This window comes from Shimia sp., assembly GCF_049116215.1.
Classification (GTDB): Bacteria; Pseudomonadota; Alphaproteobacteria; order Rhodobacterales; family Rhodobacteraceae; genus Shimia.
In genome coordinates, this window is record NZ_JAGDZB010000001.1 from 16,615 (window position 1) to 31,434 (window position 14,820).

The 14,820-nt window shown below is 56.9% G+C and carries 16 protein-coding genes; 3 read left to right on the forward strand and 13 right to left on the reverse strand.

What is annotated here, in order from left to right; all coding sequences use genetic code 11:
* Positions 1–78: 78 nt before the first annotated feature.
* From JXR15_RS00050 to rplJ, 3 genes are all read right to left on the reverse strand, one after another.
* Entirely contained in the window at positions 79–423 is a 345-nt protein-coding gene (locus JXR15_RS00050; RefSeq protein ID WP_422051230.1) for a hypothetical protein, read from the reverse strand.
* 138 nt (positions 424–561) lie between these two features.
* Complete coding sequence (gene rplL, locus JXR15_RS00055) at positions 562–936, reverse strand: 50S ribosomal protein L7/L12 (RefSeq protein WP_422051231.1); 375 nt, start codon at positions 934–936, stop codon at positions 562–564.
* Positions 937–1,010: 74 nt separating this feature from the next.
* The gene (gene rplJ / locus JXR15_RS00060; RefSeq protein WP_422051232.1) at positions 1,011–1,529 is read right to left on the reverse strand and encodes a 50S ribosomal protein L10; all 519 of its coding nucleotides are present in this window, start codon (positions 1,527–1,529) and stop codon (positions 1,011–1,013) included.
* Positions 1,530–1,902: 373 nt separating this feature from the next.
* Here rplJ and JXR15_RS00065 point away from each other — a divergent pair, with 373 nt between their 5' ends.
* Positions 1,903–2,772: an aldose 1-epimerase family protein gene (locus JXR15_RS00065; protein WP_422051233.1), complete on the forward strand. Its 870-nt coding sequence runs from the start codon at positions 1,903–1,905 to the stop codon at positions 2,770–2,772.
* A gap of 69 nt (positions 2,773–2,841) precedes the next feature.
* On the opposite strand, the gene JXR15_RS00070 is transcribed toward JXR15_RS00065, so the two are convergent.
* From JXR15_RS00070 to JXR15_RS00095, 6 genes are all read right to left on the reverse strand, one after another.
* Positions 2,842–3,876 carry a fatty acid desaturase gene (locus JXR15_RS00070; protein ID WP_422051234.1) on the reverse strand — a complete coding sequence of 345 codons (1,035 nt, stop codon included), beginning with the start codon at positions 3,874–3,876 and terminating at the stop codon, positions 2,842–2,844.
* Between the two features lie 223 nt (positions 3,877–4,099).
* Positions 4,100–6,484, reverse strand: a complete 2,385-nt coding sequence (locus JXR15_RS00075; protein ID WP_422051235.1) for a methyl-accepting chemotaxis protein — start codon at positions 6,482–6,484, stop codon at positions 4,100–4,102.
* 300 nt (positions 6,485–6,784) lie between these two features.
* The gene (gene rplA, locus JXR15_RS00080) at positions 6,785–7,483 is read right to left on the reverse strand and encodes a 50S ribosomal protein L1 (protein WP_299424332.1); all 699 of its coding nucleotides are present in this window, start codon (positions 7,481–7,483) and stop codon (positions 6,785–6,787) included.
* A complete protein-coding gene (gene rplK / locus JXR15_RS00085) occupies positions 7,483–7,908 on the reverse strand; it encodes a 50S ribosomal protein L11 (RefSeq protein ID WP_164644674.1) in 426 nt (141 codons plus the stop codon). Before rplK ends, rplA begins: the two co-directional genes overlap by 1 nt.
* Positions 7,909–8,099: 191 nt before the next feature.
* The gene (locus JXR15_RS00090) at positions 8,100–8,558 is read right to left on the reverse strand and encodes a GNAT family N-acetyltransferase (protein ID WP_422051236.1); all 459 of its coding nucleotides are present in this window, start codon (positions 8,556–8,558) and stop codon (positions 8,100–8,102) included.
* A gap of 122 nt (positions 8,559–8,680) precedes the next feature.
* Complete coding sequence (locus tag JXR15_RS00095) at positions 8,681–9,244, reverse strand: carboxymuconolactone decarboxylase family protein (protein WP_422051237.1); 564 nt, start codon at positions 9,242–9,244, stop codon at positions 8,681–8,683.
* Positions 9,245–9,380: 136 nt separating this feature from the next.
* On the opposite strand from JXR15_RS00095, the gene JXR15_RS00100 reads away from it, so the two are divergent.
* Positions 9,381–9,959, forward strand: coding sequence for a TetR/AcrR family transcriptional regulator (locus JXR15_RS00100; RefSeq protein ID WP_422051238.1), 579 nt, complete (start codon positions 9,381–9,383; stop codon positions 9,957–9,959).
* Positions 9,960–10,025: 66 nt separating this feature from the next.
* Here the strand turns inward: JXR15_RS00100 and nusG are convergent, their stop codons facing one another.
* The 4 genes from nusG to JXR15_RS00120 form a co-directional block, all read right to left on the reverse strand.
* On the reverse strand, positions 10,026–10,562 hold the full coding sequence (gene nusG, locus JXR15_RS00105; protein ID WP_164644669.1) for a transcription termination/antitermination protein NusG: 537 nt from the start codon (positions 10,560–10,562) through the stop codon (positions 10,026–10,028).
* Between the two features lie 182 nt (positions 10,563–10,744).
* A complete protein-coding gene (secE, locus tag JXR15_RS00110; RefSeq protein ID WP_299424323.1) occupies positions 10,745–10,942 on the reverse strand; it encodes a preprotein translocase subunit SecE in 198 nt (65 codons plus the stop codon).
* 98 nt (positions 10,943–11,040) lie between these two features.
* Complete coding sequence (locus JXR15_RS00115) at positions 11,041–11,736, reverse strand: hypothetical protein (RefSeq protein ID WP_422051239.1); 696 nt, start codon at positions 11,734–11,736, stop codon at positions 11,041–11,043.
* Between the two features lie 132 nt (positions 11,737–11,868).
* Positions 11,869–12,369, reverse strand: coding sequence for a hypothetical protein (locus JXR15_RS00120; RefSeq protein WP_422051240.1), 501 nt, complete (start codon positions 12,367–12,369; stop codon positions 11,869–11,871).
* Between the two features lie 263 nt (positions 12,370–12,632).
* On the opposite strand from JXR15_RS00120, the gene JXR15_RS00125 reads away from it, so the two are divergent.
* Positions 12,633–14,816, forward strand: a complete 2,184-nt coding sequence (locus tag JXR15_RS00125) for a thiamine pyrophosphate-dependent enzyme (protein WP_422051241.1) — start codon at positions 12,633–12,635, stop codon at positions 14,814–14,816.
* Positions 14,817–14,820: the final 4 nt, after the last annotated feature.

The following is a 14,820-nucleotide window of genomic DNA, read 5'->3' on the forward strand; positions in this document are numbered from 1 at the left end:
GAGCCCCAATTGAGTTTCCGGAAATCGGCAAAAAGGCACTTTTCTTTCACCCAAAACTACTGCCGGTACGAAAATATCTCAGTCTGCTTGAACTCTAAGTGAGTTGATTATCTCTACAATCTCAGCACGCTGTTTCGTCCAATGGCGACCGACACTGACAATGTTTTCATCAACGTAGTGATTTGTAGTTTCGCTCGAAATTTCGATGCCCCAAATCTCATTTTCATTCTCTAGACCATGATTTTGAGGATCAATCAGAAAGCTAACAAACACTTCGAAGCCAACCGGCGACCACCCGGATGTGAACCTCCAAATTCGACTGCGCATTCCTCCACCAAATTGTGGTTCATGGATTGCGGTTCTTTCCCAACCAAAGCGGAGAAGGTCATCTACGAGGTTATCGAATCTGTCCATGCTATCCAATTTGACCCACCTTTGGTCCATAGAGCAACGGCGGCTTTAGCCCGCAAAGACGATTCACCACCGCATAGAAAACGGTACCCCAAAACAAAAACAGGCGCCCCCGAAGGGACGCCTGCAATAACTCGGTGAGATACCGAATTACTTAACTTCGACTTCCGCGCCAGCTGCTTCCAGCTTGCCCTTAACGTCTTCGGCTTCGTCCTTGGACACGCCTTCTTTGATCTTGCCGCCAGCTTCAACCAGAGTCTTGGCTTCTTTCAGGCCCAGACCGGTGATGCCGCGAACTTCTTTGATCACGTTGATTTTGGATGCGCCGGCGTTAACCAGAACAACGTCAAATTCAGTTTTTTCTTCTTCAGCTGCGCCACCGGCGTCGCCGCCGCCTGCCATTACAACTGCGCCGCCAGCGGCAGGCTCGATGCCATACTCGTCTTTGAGGATGGTTTTCAGTTCTTGTGCTTCCAGCAGGGTCAGACCCACGATGCTTTCTGCGAGTGCTTTCAGATCAGCCATTTTAGACTCTTTCCGTTCTTAGGTATGTGTTCCAACGTTGTGACAATGTCACGACGCGGCTCTCAATAAGTTGCTTACGCAGCCTCTGCCTTTTCCTCGACGGTAGACAGGATGGATGCGATGTTCGAAGCAGGTGCGCCAATGGCGCCGGCGATGTTGGAAGCAGGGGCGCCGAGCATGCTTGCGATCTGAGCAATAAGCTCGTCGCGCGAAGGCATTTTCGACACTGCTGTAACACCAGCACGGTCCAGAGCGTTCTCGCCCATTGCACCACCAAGGATCTCGAATTTTGCGTGATCTTTGGCGAAGTCTTCGGCCACTTTGGCAGCTGCCACAGGGTCCTCAGAATAGGTCAGAACGGTCATACCCGACAGAAGGCCACCGATGCTTTCGCATGGTTTGCCGTCCAGGGCGATCTTGGCGAGCCTGTTCTTGGCGACACGAACAGCACCACCCGCTGCACGGGCACGTGCGCGAAGGTCCTGCATGTCAGCAACCGTGAGACCCGCGTAGTGGGCAACCACTACAACGCCAGAGCTTTCAAAGATCTGGCCGAGCTCGTCGACCAACTTCTCTTTTTGTGCTCTATCCACAGTTTTACTCCAAAATTGGGGATTGCTCCCCGGCTCAGTTTTGCGCACCACAGAAGCGGCACGCGTTTAGGTCCATACATTGGGTTGGGAACCAAGATCGCCGAAGGCTCGTAAGCCTTCTAAGAATTCTTGTCTCTTACCCCATCTCAGAAAGGAATTATTCAGGCGAACCCGAACCCTTCGTCTTGGACAGGCCACCCCTAGAAAGAATCGACAGGCGACTCCGTTTTGGAATGGGCAGAGGCCATTTACCGCTCACACGACCACTTTGCAAGCATAGAAATCCCCGACCAACAAAGAAGCGGTTCCCTTCCCGGCATCGACCGCTAGAGTGTGGCCAATTCCACAGGGCACTCTTCGCAAAGGCTTTGATATGACGTCTGACTGCATTCTCTCCAACGACCACCTCAGCTTGTCCGTCGCTGAAATGGGTGCCGAAATGCAATTTCTGCGCACACAATCCGGCGTGGATCTGTTGTGGGGCGGTGACCCGGCGTACTGGACGGGTCGCGCACCGGTGTTGTTTCCCATTGTCGGACGTGCTGTGGACGACAGGATTGCTGTTGGTGCGCACAGTGCGGACATGGCGCAGCATGGCATTGCCCGGCGACGCGTATTTACACTGGAGGAGCACAGCCCAACGCAGTGCCGACACGTCTTGCGCGCCGACCCTGAAACGCGCGCGCAGTACCCCTTCGACTTCGCATTGCACCTCACCCATGCCTTGGCGGAGGCAACCCTGACCGTCACCGCCCGGGTTGAGAACCTTTCCGACACCGAGATGCCGTTTGGCTTTGGCTTTCACCCGGCCTTTCTCTGGCCCCTGCCCGGCGCCGAGACCCAGCCCAATGTTGTCCAGTTGGCAACCAGCAACAATCCCGCCCGACAACCCCTTCATCCTGACGGGCTTCTGGAGTCCACGCGGGTTGAAGGTCCCTTTATCGACGGCACTCTGGGCATTGAAGAAGCGCTGTTCACCGACGGCGCGCTGGTGTTCCCAAATGGCACCGAAGCGCTGCGTTACGGCCCTGAGAACGGCCCGGGGCTGTCTTTCACCTTCCACAACCTGCCTGATCTGGCGCTTTGGAAGCCGGTCGATGCGCCATTCCTGTGTGTGGAGCCATGGCACGGAACCGCGTCACTTGTCGGGGATGGACCGCAAATTTCTCAACGGCCCAACAGTGTGTCTCTGCCTGCCGGCGAGGCCATGACATTTGGCTTCAGTGTCACCGTAGAGTCCTAAGCGGCTCATCGCGTCGCACGACAGGTCGAACCGCACACAAAAAAACGCCACCTGACGGTGGCGTTTCTTTTATCCATAGATTGCTTTGGCTTCACGGAAAGACAACAAGCGTCGTGTCTTTTCATCCCACAAGTGCAGCCGCGCACTGGCCAGGCTTTCCCGAATGGTCAGCTGGTTGTTATCCGCAAGCTCAGCATAGTCGCGCAGCACGTCAGGCAAACGATAAAACGGGATACGGCTGTATAGATGGTGCACATGGTGGATGCCAATATTGGCGCTGAACCACTGCAACACCGCGGGCAGCCGATAGTAGGAGCTGCCTTTCAACGCAGCCTCATGCAGGTCCCAATCCTGCGCTTCGTCATACTGGGTGTGCTCAAATTGGTGCTGCACGTAAAACAGCCACACACCGGCGGTGCCTGCAATCAGCGTGGTCGGCAGGAAGATCAACAACAGCGGCGCCAAGCCGCCAAAATAGTAGATCGCCGCCAATACCGCCACCAAAGCCAGATTGGTCGCCATGGCGCTGACCCAATATTTGCGGCTGTCCATCAGGCCCAATGGCAGACGGTTTTGCAGGAAGAACAGGTAGAACGGGCCAAGGCCAAACATGGTCAGCGGATTGCGCACCATACGGTATTGCAAACGCCGCAAAGGATGCGCTGCCTGATACTCCGCCACCGTCATGGTGTAGACATCGCCAATGCCACGCTTTTCAAGATTACCAGCGGCGCTGTGGTGGATCGAATGGGTGCGGCGCCAGACATCGTATGGCGTCAGGGTGATCACGCCTAGGACGCGGCCCAACCAATCACTGACTTCGCGGCTTTTGAAAAACGCACCATGTCCACAGTCATGCTGGATGGTGAACAGGCGCACCAGAAACAGCGCGTTCAGCATAGAAATGCCAAGTGTCAGCCACAAGCTGACCGACATACTCCACCACGCCAAGGCCCAGAGCGCCACAAACGGCACCACGGTGACCAGCACCTCCAAGACGCTGCGCGCCTCATTTGGCTCCCGGTACTGTGCCAGGACTTTGACCCATTCGCGCGCGGAACGCTCAACAGGCTGATCAGGTTGCGGAACGGAGTGAATTACCATGTGCCTGCCAATGTTTTGTTCGTTGCGATGTGGATAGACGAAAGCACGCGGCTGGCAATTGATTTTTGATCACATTCATGCCGTTGCGTCAGTTTTTCGCGTGTTTTTTGCCATTTCTGGCGAAATAAGACGCCGCCGGAGGAAAACCCGTCCGGCGGCACCTGGTGCAGAGGTTGGGGCGCGACACCCGCATGCCAACAAGCGCGCGCCCGAAGTTGGGGCATTAGAAGTCCTGCCACAGCTCCATATCAACCGCCGCATTTCCATCTACGGCCGTTGGAGCAGCCTTACGCGCTGGCTCTGGGGCCGACTTTGGGACTAGCTTTGGCGCCGACGCTTTGGCCATCGGCGCTGGCGCTGGTTTGGGCGCACTTGGCGCAGGGGCCGCAACCGGAGCCTCGGAGTTGACCGACGCGTCGGTTTTGAAGCTCGACACCATCCCCATCAGCTCGGACGCGTCTTTGGCCAGCATCTGCCCGGCCGCAGTGGACTCTTCCACCATGGCGGCATTGGCCTGCGTCACCTGATCGAGCTGCACAACACTTGCGTTGATCTCTGCCAAGCCGGCGGATTGATCGGTCGCGCTACGGGCAATCTCAGAGACCATTTGCGAGATGTTGTTGACGCGATCTGCAATGCTGGTCAACGCCTCACCAGCTTTGCCCACCAGGTCCACACCGCTTTCAACTTGCTGCGCGCTGTCGCTGATCAGGGCTTTGATCTCGCTGGCTGCGTCCGAGGACTTAAGCGCGAGCGCCCGCACCTCAGAGGCCACCACCGCAAAACCGCGACCTGCATCCCCGGCCCGTGCCGCTTCCACGCCGGCGTTCAACGCCAACAGGTTGGTCTGGAAGGCAATGTCGTCGATCACACCGATGATCTGAGAAATATGGCGCGAGCCTTCCTCAATTTCTGTCATCGCCGTCACCGCATCGCGCACAACTTCGCCGCTGATCTCGGCCTCACTGCGCGCTTCAGCAACAACCTCTTCCACGTTGCGCGTGCCTTCAGCCGCTGTTTGCACGTTGTTGGTCATCTCTTTCAGAGCCGCAGCGGTCTCTTCCAATGTCGCCGCCTGGTTTTCTGTCCGCTGGGACAGATCCAACGACGACTGGCTGATCTCCGCTGCGCCGCTCTTGATGCTGTCCGCAGATTCCACCACTTGCGACACTGTCGTGTTGAGTTGATGCACGGTTTTGTTGAAGTCCAAGCGCAACGAGTCATGGTCTTCTGCAAACGGCTCATCGATGGTCTGCGCGAAGTTTCCTTCCGACAGTTGACCAAGACCAGCACTCAGCTTTTTAACAACAATTTCCTGCTCCTGCGCAGCGATTGCACGCTGTGCCTCAGCATCTTTGGCCTTCTTCAGGTCACCACGCATCGCCACAAGCGTCTTGCCAAGTTCACCAATCTCGTCACCCCGCTCTGCCGTGACAACCTCGGTGTCAAAGTCTCCACCTGAGATCTGTTCCATATCACCACAAATGTTGTTCAATGGACGGATTATAGAGCGGGCAAACATCCAGCCCAAGACAGAGAGCAGTGTGGTCAGAAGCACACTCACGGCGATCAGAATGCGCGCCTGCGCCCACACCGGCCCCATAGTTTCACTGACGTCCTGCTCGGCAATAATCGCCCAGTTGGCATACTCCAACTCAAGCGGCTTGGCGTAAGAGACCACCTGCTGGCCATGCAAACCCATATCAATCTCGTAAACGCTGTGCCCGGCAAGCGCCTCTTCGATGTGGTGAGTCATTGTCAGCGGATCGAGCACCGCAAAGTCACCCTCAAAGCGCGAGGACGTGCGCGCAAGCCCATCTTCACCGACAATGAAAATCTGGGTTGTCTCACCAAGACCCAAGCTACTGTTGGCAATTTGCCCCATCATTTCGACAGGAATCTGCAAAGCAACAACCCCCAAAAGCGTTTTGTCTGCACCGTGGACCGGCGAGGCAATAAACGCTGCTGCGGCGCCGTTGCTTGGTGCATATGGCGTCATGTCATCAAAGTGCATGCTCCGCTCAGCGCCTTTCAACGCCGATTTGAACACATCCGCCAGGCCGCTGTCTTTGTAGGCACCGGACATCAGGTTGGTGGCGTAGTCCATTTCCTTGAACACCGAGTAGACGATGTCGCCTGCCGGGTTGATCAGGAAGGCATCATAATAACCCTTGGTCTCGATCAACGTGCGCAGGCCGGGGTGATACAACGCATGATCCGCGTGATAGGCCGCATCCCCACGCGCCCGATCCAACAAATGTTTTGAGCCTACCGCATTTGGGTTGCTGTCGATGTAGGCTTTCGTCAAATCGGATTGCGCGGTTCCCCCCAACGCTCCCCAAGATGCTTCGAAATCGACCAAGGCATTTGCCGTCGCCTGAGACACCGACAGGGACTCCAGATCCGCCTCAACACCTTTCAACATTTGCCGCACCGCAAATCGTCGGTCTGCGATGGTTGAGAACATCTGATTCTCAACGGCCGAAAAAGCGTATTTTTGCAGGGCAAACAGGCTGGCTGAAATCAGTCCAGCCGCGAGCAAGATGCTAAAACCGACAATGAAAATCGGCAGCTTCCTAGAAAGCGGGATAGAGTTGAGGCGTGGCATTAGTGGTCCTATTGGCTGTCCTAACGTATGGTCAACGCCTGCGCCAAAGGATTTAACAAACCCCGAAGAAGTCCAATAAGCCACGGATTTTGCTACAAAACACACCCTGAAGATGAGTGGCAAAATCCCGCAACTCTCCCTAGAATTTTTTAATAGAACAAATTAATTCACATATCGCGTCGCTGCATCACGCGACGCTTTGATTATTACGTAAGCAGTTTAAGAACGCGAATCGTAAACCTGTGAACCAAAAAGGGCGCCCCTGTGGGACGCCCTCAAATCTCTGAAGATCGGTTGATCTTACTGTGCAGACGCGCTGTCTACGTTGATGGTCACACCTGGGCCCATGGTGGAGCTCAGAGCGATCTTCTTCACGTAGGCACCTTTTGCGCCAGCAGGCTTGGCTTTCAGAACCGCGTCCATGAAGGCGCGCACGTTCTCAACCAGTTTGCCTTCGTCGAAAGAGGCTTTGCCAACACCGGCGTGAACCACACCAGCTTTTTCGACTTTAAACTGCACTTCGCCACCTTTGGCTGCTTCTACGGCTGCTTTCACATCCATAGTCACGGTGCCAACTTTTGGGTTTGGCATCAGGTTGCGTGGACCAAGCACTTTACCCAGACGGCCCACAACAGGCATCATGTCTGGTGTCGCGATGCAGCGATCAAAGTCGATGGTGCCGCCCTGAACGGTTTCCATCAGATCTTCTGCGCCAACGATGTCCGCGCCAGCGGCCTGAGCTTCTTCAGCTTTTGGACCACGGGCAAAGACTGCCACGCGCACGTTTTTGCCGGTGCCGTTTGGCAGACCAACAACGCCGCGCACCATTTGGTCAGCGTGACGTGGGTCAACACCCAAAACAACAGCGATCTCGACGGTTTCGTCAAACTTCGCGCCAGCGTTGCCCTTTACCAGTGCAACAGCTTCTTCAACGGTCAGGTTGGATTTGCCAGCGAACGCTTCGCGCGCTGCGGCAGTACGTTTACCAAGCTTAGCCATTACTTCACCTCGATGCCCATGGAGCGCGCGGAACCAAGGATAATCTGCATAGCAGCCTCGATGTCGTTTGCGTTCAGGTCTTTCATTTTTGCTTCGGCGATTTCTTTCACCTGAGCAGCGGTGACGGAGCCCACAACTTCACGACCAGGCAGGTTTGCACCGGACTTCAGTTTGGCAGCCTTCTTCAGGTAGTAAGACGCAGGTGGCGTCTTGATGTCCATGGTGAAGGACTTGTCCTGATAGTAGGTGATCACGGTTGGGCACGGCGCACCGGCTTCCAGTTCCTGTGTCTTGGCGTTAAACGCCTTACAGAATTCCATGATGTTGATGCCGCGCTGACCCAGCGCAGGACCTACGGGTGGGGATGGGTTGGCTTGACCTGCAGGAACCTGCAGCTTCATTGTACCAGCAAGCTTCTTAGCCATTTGGTGTTCCTTTCAACGTGAGCGAAACGCGTTCCGCCCGGTTTGTGTTGCGTGGTCCGATCGGGCATCGCGATGCCAAAACCTCCCACGAGAGAATCTCGCCCGAAGACGATAGAGGGCCGTTTAGGCTTGTTTTAATGGGTTGGCAAGGGGGCCAGTTTGTATTTGTCCTCAGATCGCAGCGTAGGTCACTAAACCTCAAAACACTTCCGCACCTTCTCGTCGTCATGCGCAAAGGTCTCAAACCCCAACGTGTCATAATAGGCCAGCGCATCCGGGCTTTTGGCGCCAATCGTGGCTTCGATCTTCTGCAGCCCCGCTGTCTCGGCCGCAGCCCGAGTAGTGGCAAACAATTTCCGCCCTACCCCTCGCCGCGCGGCTTTGGGGTTCACATGGGTGCCGATTACGCCCCATCCTGGCTCAACGCCGTAAGAGTTGCCTTCCGTGGCCCGCAGCAAGATCTGGATGCCCAGCAAGCTGCCGTCTGTATCCTCGGCCACCGAACAGGCAATATTGTCCGCGTGCCGGATATACACATCGCGCACAAAGTCCTCACCCGCTGGCAGTCGGCGTTTTCCCAATACCACCAATGCCTGAAGAAACGCACTCACTTCGGCCGCATCCTCTGTCCTGGCCTGTCGGATTATCATCTGTGCCTCTCCTTCGTTTATTCACCCCGAACAATCCCCACCTCAACCAGAAGATGCAAGCGGTGATTAAAAAACAAAAGCCCCCGCAGCCTCCTGCGAAGGCCTTACATCGTTTGGGTCGCTTAGGCCGCCTTATCAGTCCGGCTCCATGCAAACTGCTGGAACGCCGGATCCACAGCGGTCTGTGCAACGTGGTTGGTGTAGTTGCTCAGTACTTTCTGAGACAGACCCAGAATGATCTCCAACACCTGCTGCGATCCATAACCCGCAGCGTAAAACGCCTCAAACTCCGCTGGTGTCGCATTGCCACGCCCACGCGTCAGCGCCAGTGTAAAGGTCCGCAGCGCTTCCAGCTTTGGATCGGCCAAGGGGGTCTCATCCCGCAGCGCGTCGATCACATCCTGAGCAATGCCCATCGAGTGCGCGATGCCCGTGTGGGCCGGCACACAGTAATGGCATTCATGCTCCACATTGATCGACTGCCACACCACCGTTAGCTCGGTGTTGTCAAAACTGGTGCTGACAAATGCCTCGTGGGTGCGCTGGTAGGTCTCCAGCAGCTGCGGCGCGTCGGCCATCACCTGATAGAGCCCCGGCAAAAAGCCATACGCTTTCTCAGAAGCACTCAAACGCTCCTTGGCGGCTTCTGGTGCGGTCTCTGCGGTGTGGCGGGGAAACTTGGTCATCGTCGTGTCCTTTTTAATTCATCAACGTGACTGTCATATGGGCAACTTGAGTGATCACTCAAGTGCCATTTTGAGTGATCACTCAACCGTGACCTTGGCTTTACCAACCTCCGCCGTTACATAGAGACCTATGAATGTGAGCCACAATAAAGACATTGCGCTGGATCAGGCGCTGGACCTGTTCTGGACCAAGGGCTACGCCTCCACGTCGCTCAAGGACCTGGAGCGCGCCACCGGCATGCATCCCGGTTCGCTCTACGCCGCCTTTGGCAGTAAGGCGAAACTCTACTGCCTGAGCCTGGAACGGTATGCAAAACGTCTGAACATCCTGCGGGCAGAGCTTCAGGCGAAAGCGGCTTCCCCGCTGGACGGGCTCGCGGACTTCATTGCCATAGCCCACCCGCTGTCAGATGCTGATGCCCCGCTGCCAGTGTGTTACCTTGTGAAAGCCACCCTGGAGACCAGCCAAGGCAATCAAGCCATCGAAGACAAGCTCTCAGAGCTGCTCACCCAGAACGACGCCACTTTTGCGTCTGTTTTTCAAGAAGCCATTGATACAGGGACCTTGCCGACAAACAAGGATGCCACAAAACTGGCCCGCCAATTGAGCGCTGACCTCGCAGGGCTGTGTTTCTACGCGCTACGCGAAGAGGATGCGGAAGTGATCAAAGAAATGGTCACCGATCTGGCCAACCGCATCCGGCACGCCCACTAACATGCGCCAAAAGAAAACGCCGCCCCAACGGGACGGCGCTCTTAATCTTGATGTGATGTCGCAGACTTACATCTGCTTGGTCACCTGCGTGAACTCCAGCTCGACCGGAGTTTCGCGACCAAAGATCGACACGGTCACTTTCAAACGCTGGTTCTCGTCGTCGACTTCCTCGACCATACCGTCGAAATCTTCGAACGGACCTTCGTTGACTTTGACTTTCTCGCCAATCTCGAAGCTGATCAGCAGCTTTGGCGTTGCCGCTTCGCCTTCTTCAACACGACCCAGGATGCCCTGAACTTCCGCATCACGCATCGGCATTGGACGGCCTTGTGGGCCCAAGAAGCCAGTGACGCGGTTGATCGAGTTGATCAGGTGATAACCGTGGTCGCTCATTTCCATGTGCACCAGCACGTAGCCAGGCATAAAGCGGCGCTCAGAGGTCACTTTTTTGCCGCGACGCACCTCAATCACTTCTTCGGTTGGCACCAGCACTTCGTCAATCTGGTCCTCAAGCCCCTGCTCTTCGACCGATGTGCGAATAGTCTCGGCGACCTTCTTTTCGAAGTTCGAAAGGACGCTAACCGAATACCACCGTTTCGCCATGTGTTCGTTTTCCCGTCATTGTCGGCGTCGTGCCGGAGTGTCGTTTATCGTCACAGTCTTAAAACAGACCGTCAGAAACAAAAAATCGGCGTGCAACTCGAATCGCCACACGCCCCGTATCTTCTAAAGCAGTGCGTAGCGCCGTTGCCCCTTGATTTCAAGAGACAACCGCCGCGTGCAGCTTAGCCAAACAGCGCCAGAATGCCCTGCAAGCCGGAGCGGATCAGAATATCCACCAGCGAGAAGAACGCAGCTGTCAGTGCCGCCAGGATGAACACCATCACGGTTGTCAGCACAACCTCGCGACGGGTCGGCCAGACCACTTTGGATACTTCCGCGCGGACCTGCTGAATGAATGTGATCGGATTGGTTTTCGCCATGACGCTTCTTCTCTGCCTTGATCAGAGGTCGACATACTTGGGCCTTGCGCCAAATTCAAGGCCCAAGACCAAAGCAATCACAACTGTCTGCATTGAGATCAGGATTTGATGCGTTTCAAACGGGCTGCAAACCCCGGATCAATCGGCCCATCAAAGGCAGCGCCTTTGGTTGTCGGACGATACAGCACCGGATGCCAACGCTGCGGCAAGAGCTTCTGTAACACCCGCCCAAAAGAGGGATCCGCCCAGACAAACCGCTTCAGCATGTAAAGCACAATACGGGCCATGCGATCCTGACCAATCAACGCCCCAACCAGCAACAACGATGAGACAATCATCAAGGCGAGCATCGGAATAAACCAGGGTTGCCAGGCCACAACGCCGGCCAAAAAGACCACAGCCACCAATCGGGGTGACATCAGGAACCGCCGCAGGCTGCGACCTGCGCTGCCCTCGGTGACCTCAATCGTGCGCCAGGACCGCTCGATCTCAAATGGGTCCTCCTCGGGCGCCGCCAACTCCGGAAAGCGCGATGGCTCTTGTGGCGCCACAACAGGATCATGGCTGTGAACCTCAGGCTGCGTTGTGTCGCGATTCTTATCGCGCTTGCCACGCCGACCGGCAAACAGCACCGTCTCTTCGAGCGGCTTTGGCTGCGGCACCGGATCAGATTCGGCCAGCAAGGCGCGGATGGTGTCCAGCGTCGCGTCGGTGAAAGGCTCACCCGGTTCTATGATGTCTTGGCCGTACTGCGGCGGTTTAAGCCGCTCCGGCGCGGTGGCAGTCTCTTGCATATCTCAACCCGATTTTTACCCAAACACCCCCATCGCAACGCGCGATGTAACTCAGTAGCCTTGCAGGGCAGCAAGGCATTCCAAAGGTCAAATTATGGAAAAACAATGGCGCCGCAGCGCAGCTAACTTTCGTTAGTGCGGGATCTGATCCAGCAGACGGCGCATGATGCCAATCTCCCGCCCCCACATGCGCGACAGATGGTGCAGAGTCGCATAAACCGCATCCCGCGCCCGTTCGGGGCCCAGCAACACTGCCGTCAACAACAGCAGAACCACCATCCAGATCAACAGACGCATTGTGACAGAGGGCACCACGGCCGCCAGTGTGATCACCACAATCAACGCAAGCAGCCGCGGCCTTGGCCAGCGCTGTTTTGCTTCCTCGTCCAGTATGGCGTGACGTACGTCCTTTTCGGACCTCAACGACGGCGCAGGGTCACGCTTCGCTTGAGACAGCGGGGAGGCCTCTTCACGTGGCTTGGCGTTGGCAGAGAGCTTGGCCATCCGGCGCTTGGCTTCACGCATCAAGCGCCTGTTCTCCACGCGCACATCCGGCGCAACATCCGGTTGGCCGTTATGGTCCGCCTGCGGCTGTACCGGTTCAAAATCTCCAAGGCGCAACTCATGCCTCATAGCCCACTCCTCACACGTCTTCCGCTGTCGCGGTGCCCGCGGGTCACTTCCCGCAAGTCGTTGACTTGGTTAATGAAAGGTAAATGGGGCCGGAGCACGGCTGAGATTGGGGCAGAAATGGGTTGTTTCGCGACAGCAATAAGCCCGCCTTTTCACCCCCATGGAATCTTTTGATCCAAAACGACATTGACGCGGGGTCGCTTGGATTGCTGTTCTCTCAGAACAAGTGCTACGCAATTGCAGCACCATCATGGGAGGCAAAGATGGACAGAGCAAACGTGGTTGATGACGCATTTCGCGCGCGCATTGCTTCGGGAAAGTTTCCGGCAGGCACCGCCCCCAATGACGCCCTTCCGGCAAAGTTGGCCAAAGAGGTTTTTGCCGCCCAATGCCTCAGCCGCAACCTCGACCGCCGCTCGCGCAAAATGCAGTCCGAAGGCAACGGATACTACACTATTGGTTCCTCCGGCCACGAAGGCATGGCCGCGGTTGCTGCCGCCCTGCGCCCCGATGACATGGCGTTCCTGCACTACCGCGATGGCGCCTTCCAAACCATGCGGTCTTTGCAGGTCGAAGGCGTAGATGCCGCCTGGGACATGTTGCTCAGCTTCTGCACCGCCAAAGAGGATCCGATGTCCGGTGGCCGCCACAAGGTGCTAGGCTCCAAAGCGCTGAACATTCCCCCGCAGACCTCCACCATCGCCTCCCACCTGCCCAAAGCTGTCGGAGCTGCCTACTCTTTGGGCCTCGGAAAACGTCGTGCGCCAGAACACAAATGCCTCGCGGATGACAGCATCATTATGTGCTCCTTTGGCGATGCCTCCGCCAACCACTCCACCGCGCAAGGCGCGATCAACACCGCCTGTTGGACCGCCTACCAATCTGCACCGATGCCGCTGCTGTTTGTCTGTGAGGACAACGGTATTGGCATCTCAACCCGCACCCCCGGCGGCTGGATCAAAGCCAGTTATGAAAACCGACCGGGATTGAAATACTTCTCCGCGGACGGCCTCAACATCTACGACGCTTACAAAGTGGCCCAAGAGGCGGCGCACTACGTGCGCACCCAACGCAAACCAGCCTTCCTGCACATCTCCGTTGTTCGCCTCTACGGCCATGCCGGCTCGGACATGCAACAAGCTTACCTGCCCAAAGCCACTTTTGAGGGCTGGGAAGCAGACGATCCTCTGCTGCATTCGGTGCGCCTGTTGGATCAGGCTGGCGTGATGACGCCGGATCAGGCGCTGACGGTCTATCAAGACTGCGAAGACCGCTGTGCCGAGCTGGCAGCAAAAGCCGTCAAGAAACCACGCCTGAAGAGCGCCGACGAGGTCATGGCCTCGCTCATCCCCCCCGCCCGCACGTGCCCGCCAACCAATGGCCCAAGTGACGAAGCCCGCGCCAAAGCCTTTGGCTCCGACCTCAAACAGATGGACAACCCGCAACCGATGTCGCGCCTGCTCAACTGGGCGCTCACCGATCTGATGCTGGAACACGGCGAGATTGTGATGATGGGCGAAGACATCGGCACCAAGGGCGGCGTTTATGGCGTCACCCAAAAACTCAAAGACCGCTTTGGGGCCGATCGCATGATCGACACGCTGCTGGATGAGCAATCGATCCTTGGTCTCGCCATCGGCATGGGGCACAACGGCTTTGTGCCCATGCCGGAAATCCAGTTCCTAGCTTATCTGCACAACGCCGAGGACCAGCTGCGTGGCGAAGCCGCCACCCTGCCCTTCTTCTCTAATGGTCAGTTTACCAACCCGATGGTGCTGCGCATCGCGGGGCTGGGCTATCAGAAAGGCTTTGGTGGCCACTTCCACAACGACAACTCGCTGGCCGTGCTGCGCGACATCCCCGGCGTGATCATCGCCTGCCCCTCCCGTGGCGACGATGCTGCGAAAATGATGCGCGAATGTGTGCGTCTGGCACGCGAAGAACAGCGCGTGGTGGTCATGGTGGAACCCATCGCGCTCTACCCAATGCGCGACCTGATCGAGGAAAAAGACAGCGGCTGGATGGCCACCTATCCGTCGCCGGATCGATCCATCGCCCTTGGCGAAGTTGGTGTAGACGGCGACGGCCCACTCGCGATCCTGACCTACGGCAACGGGCGTTATCTCAGCACACAGGCCGCCGCCGACCTTAAGACGCAAGGCATCGACACCCGCGTCATCGACATGCGCTGGCTGGCACCCTTGCCTACCGAAGGCATTCTATCTGCCCTGAAAGGCGCTGAAAAAGTCCTGATCGTGGATGAATGCCGCACAACCGGCAGCCAGTCTGAGGCGCTGATGGCGCTGCTACAGGAACAGACCACCCTGCCCCACGCCCGCATCGCGGCACACGACAGCTTTATCGCCACCGGCCCAGCTTACGCCGCCACCATGCCGTCACGCGACAGCATTGCTGAGGCCGCCAAGGCGCTTTGGTCACAGACCTAACCCG

Excerpts from the sequence above, each read along its gene's own strand:
- rplL (WP_422051231.1), bottom strand. The coding sequence starts at position 936 with ATGGCTGATCTGAAAGCACTCGCAGAAAGCATCGTGGGTCTGACCCTG.
- JXR15_RS00065 (WP_422051233.1), top strand. The coding sequence starts at position 1,903 with ATGACGTCTGACTGCATTCTCTCCAACGACCACCTCAGCTTGTCCGTC.
- JXR15_RS00070 (WP_422051234.1), bottom strand. The coding sequence starts at position 3,876 with ATGGTAATTCACTCCGTTCCGCAACCTGATCAGCCTGTTGAGCGTTCC.
- JXR15_RS00075 (WP_422051235.1), bottom strand. The coding sequence starts at position 6,484 with ATGCCACGCCTCAACTCTATCCCGCTTTCTAGGAAGCTGCCGATTTTC.
- rplA (WP_299424332.1), bottom strand. The coding sequence starts at position 7,483 with ATGGCTAAGCTTGGTAAACGTACTGCCGCAGCGCGCGAAGCGTTCGCT.
- rplK (WP_164644674.1), bottom strand. The coding sequence starts at position 7,908 with ATGGCTAAGAAGCTTGCTGGTACAATGAAGCTGCAGGTTCCTGCAGGT.
- JXR15_RS00090 (WP_422051236.1), bottom strand. The coding sequence starts at position 8,558 with ATGATAATCCGACAGGCCAGGACAGAGGATGCGGCCGAAGTGAGTGCG.
- JXR15_RS00095 (WP_422051237.1), bottom strand. The coding sequence starts at position 9,244 with ATGACCAAGTTTCCCCGCCACACCGCAGAGACCGCACCAGAAGCCGCC.
- nusG (WP_164644669.1), bottom strand. The coding sequence starts at position 10,562 with ATGGCGAAACGGTGGTATTCGGTTAGCGTCCTTTCGAACTTCGAAAAG.
- secE (WP_299424323.1), bottom strand. The coding sequence starts at position 10,942 with ATGGCGAAAACCAATCCGATCACATTCATTCAGCAGGTCCGCGCGGAA.
- JXR15_RS00115 (WP_422051239.1), bottom strand. The coding sequence starts at position 11,736 with ATGCAAGAGACTGCCACCGCGCCGGAGCGGCTTAAACCGCCGCAGTAC.
- JXR15_RS00120 (WP_422051240.1), bottom strand. The coding sequence starts at position 12,369 with ATGAGGCATGAGTTGCGCCTTGGAGATTTTGAACCGGTACAGCCGCAG.
- JXR15_RS00125 (WP_422051241.1), top strand. The coding sequence starts at position 12,633 with ATGGACAGAGCAAACGTGGTTGATGACGCATTTCGCGCGCGCATTGCT.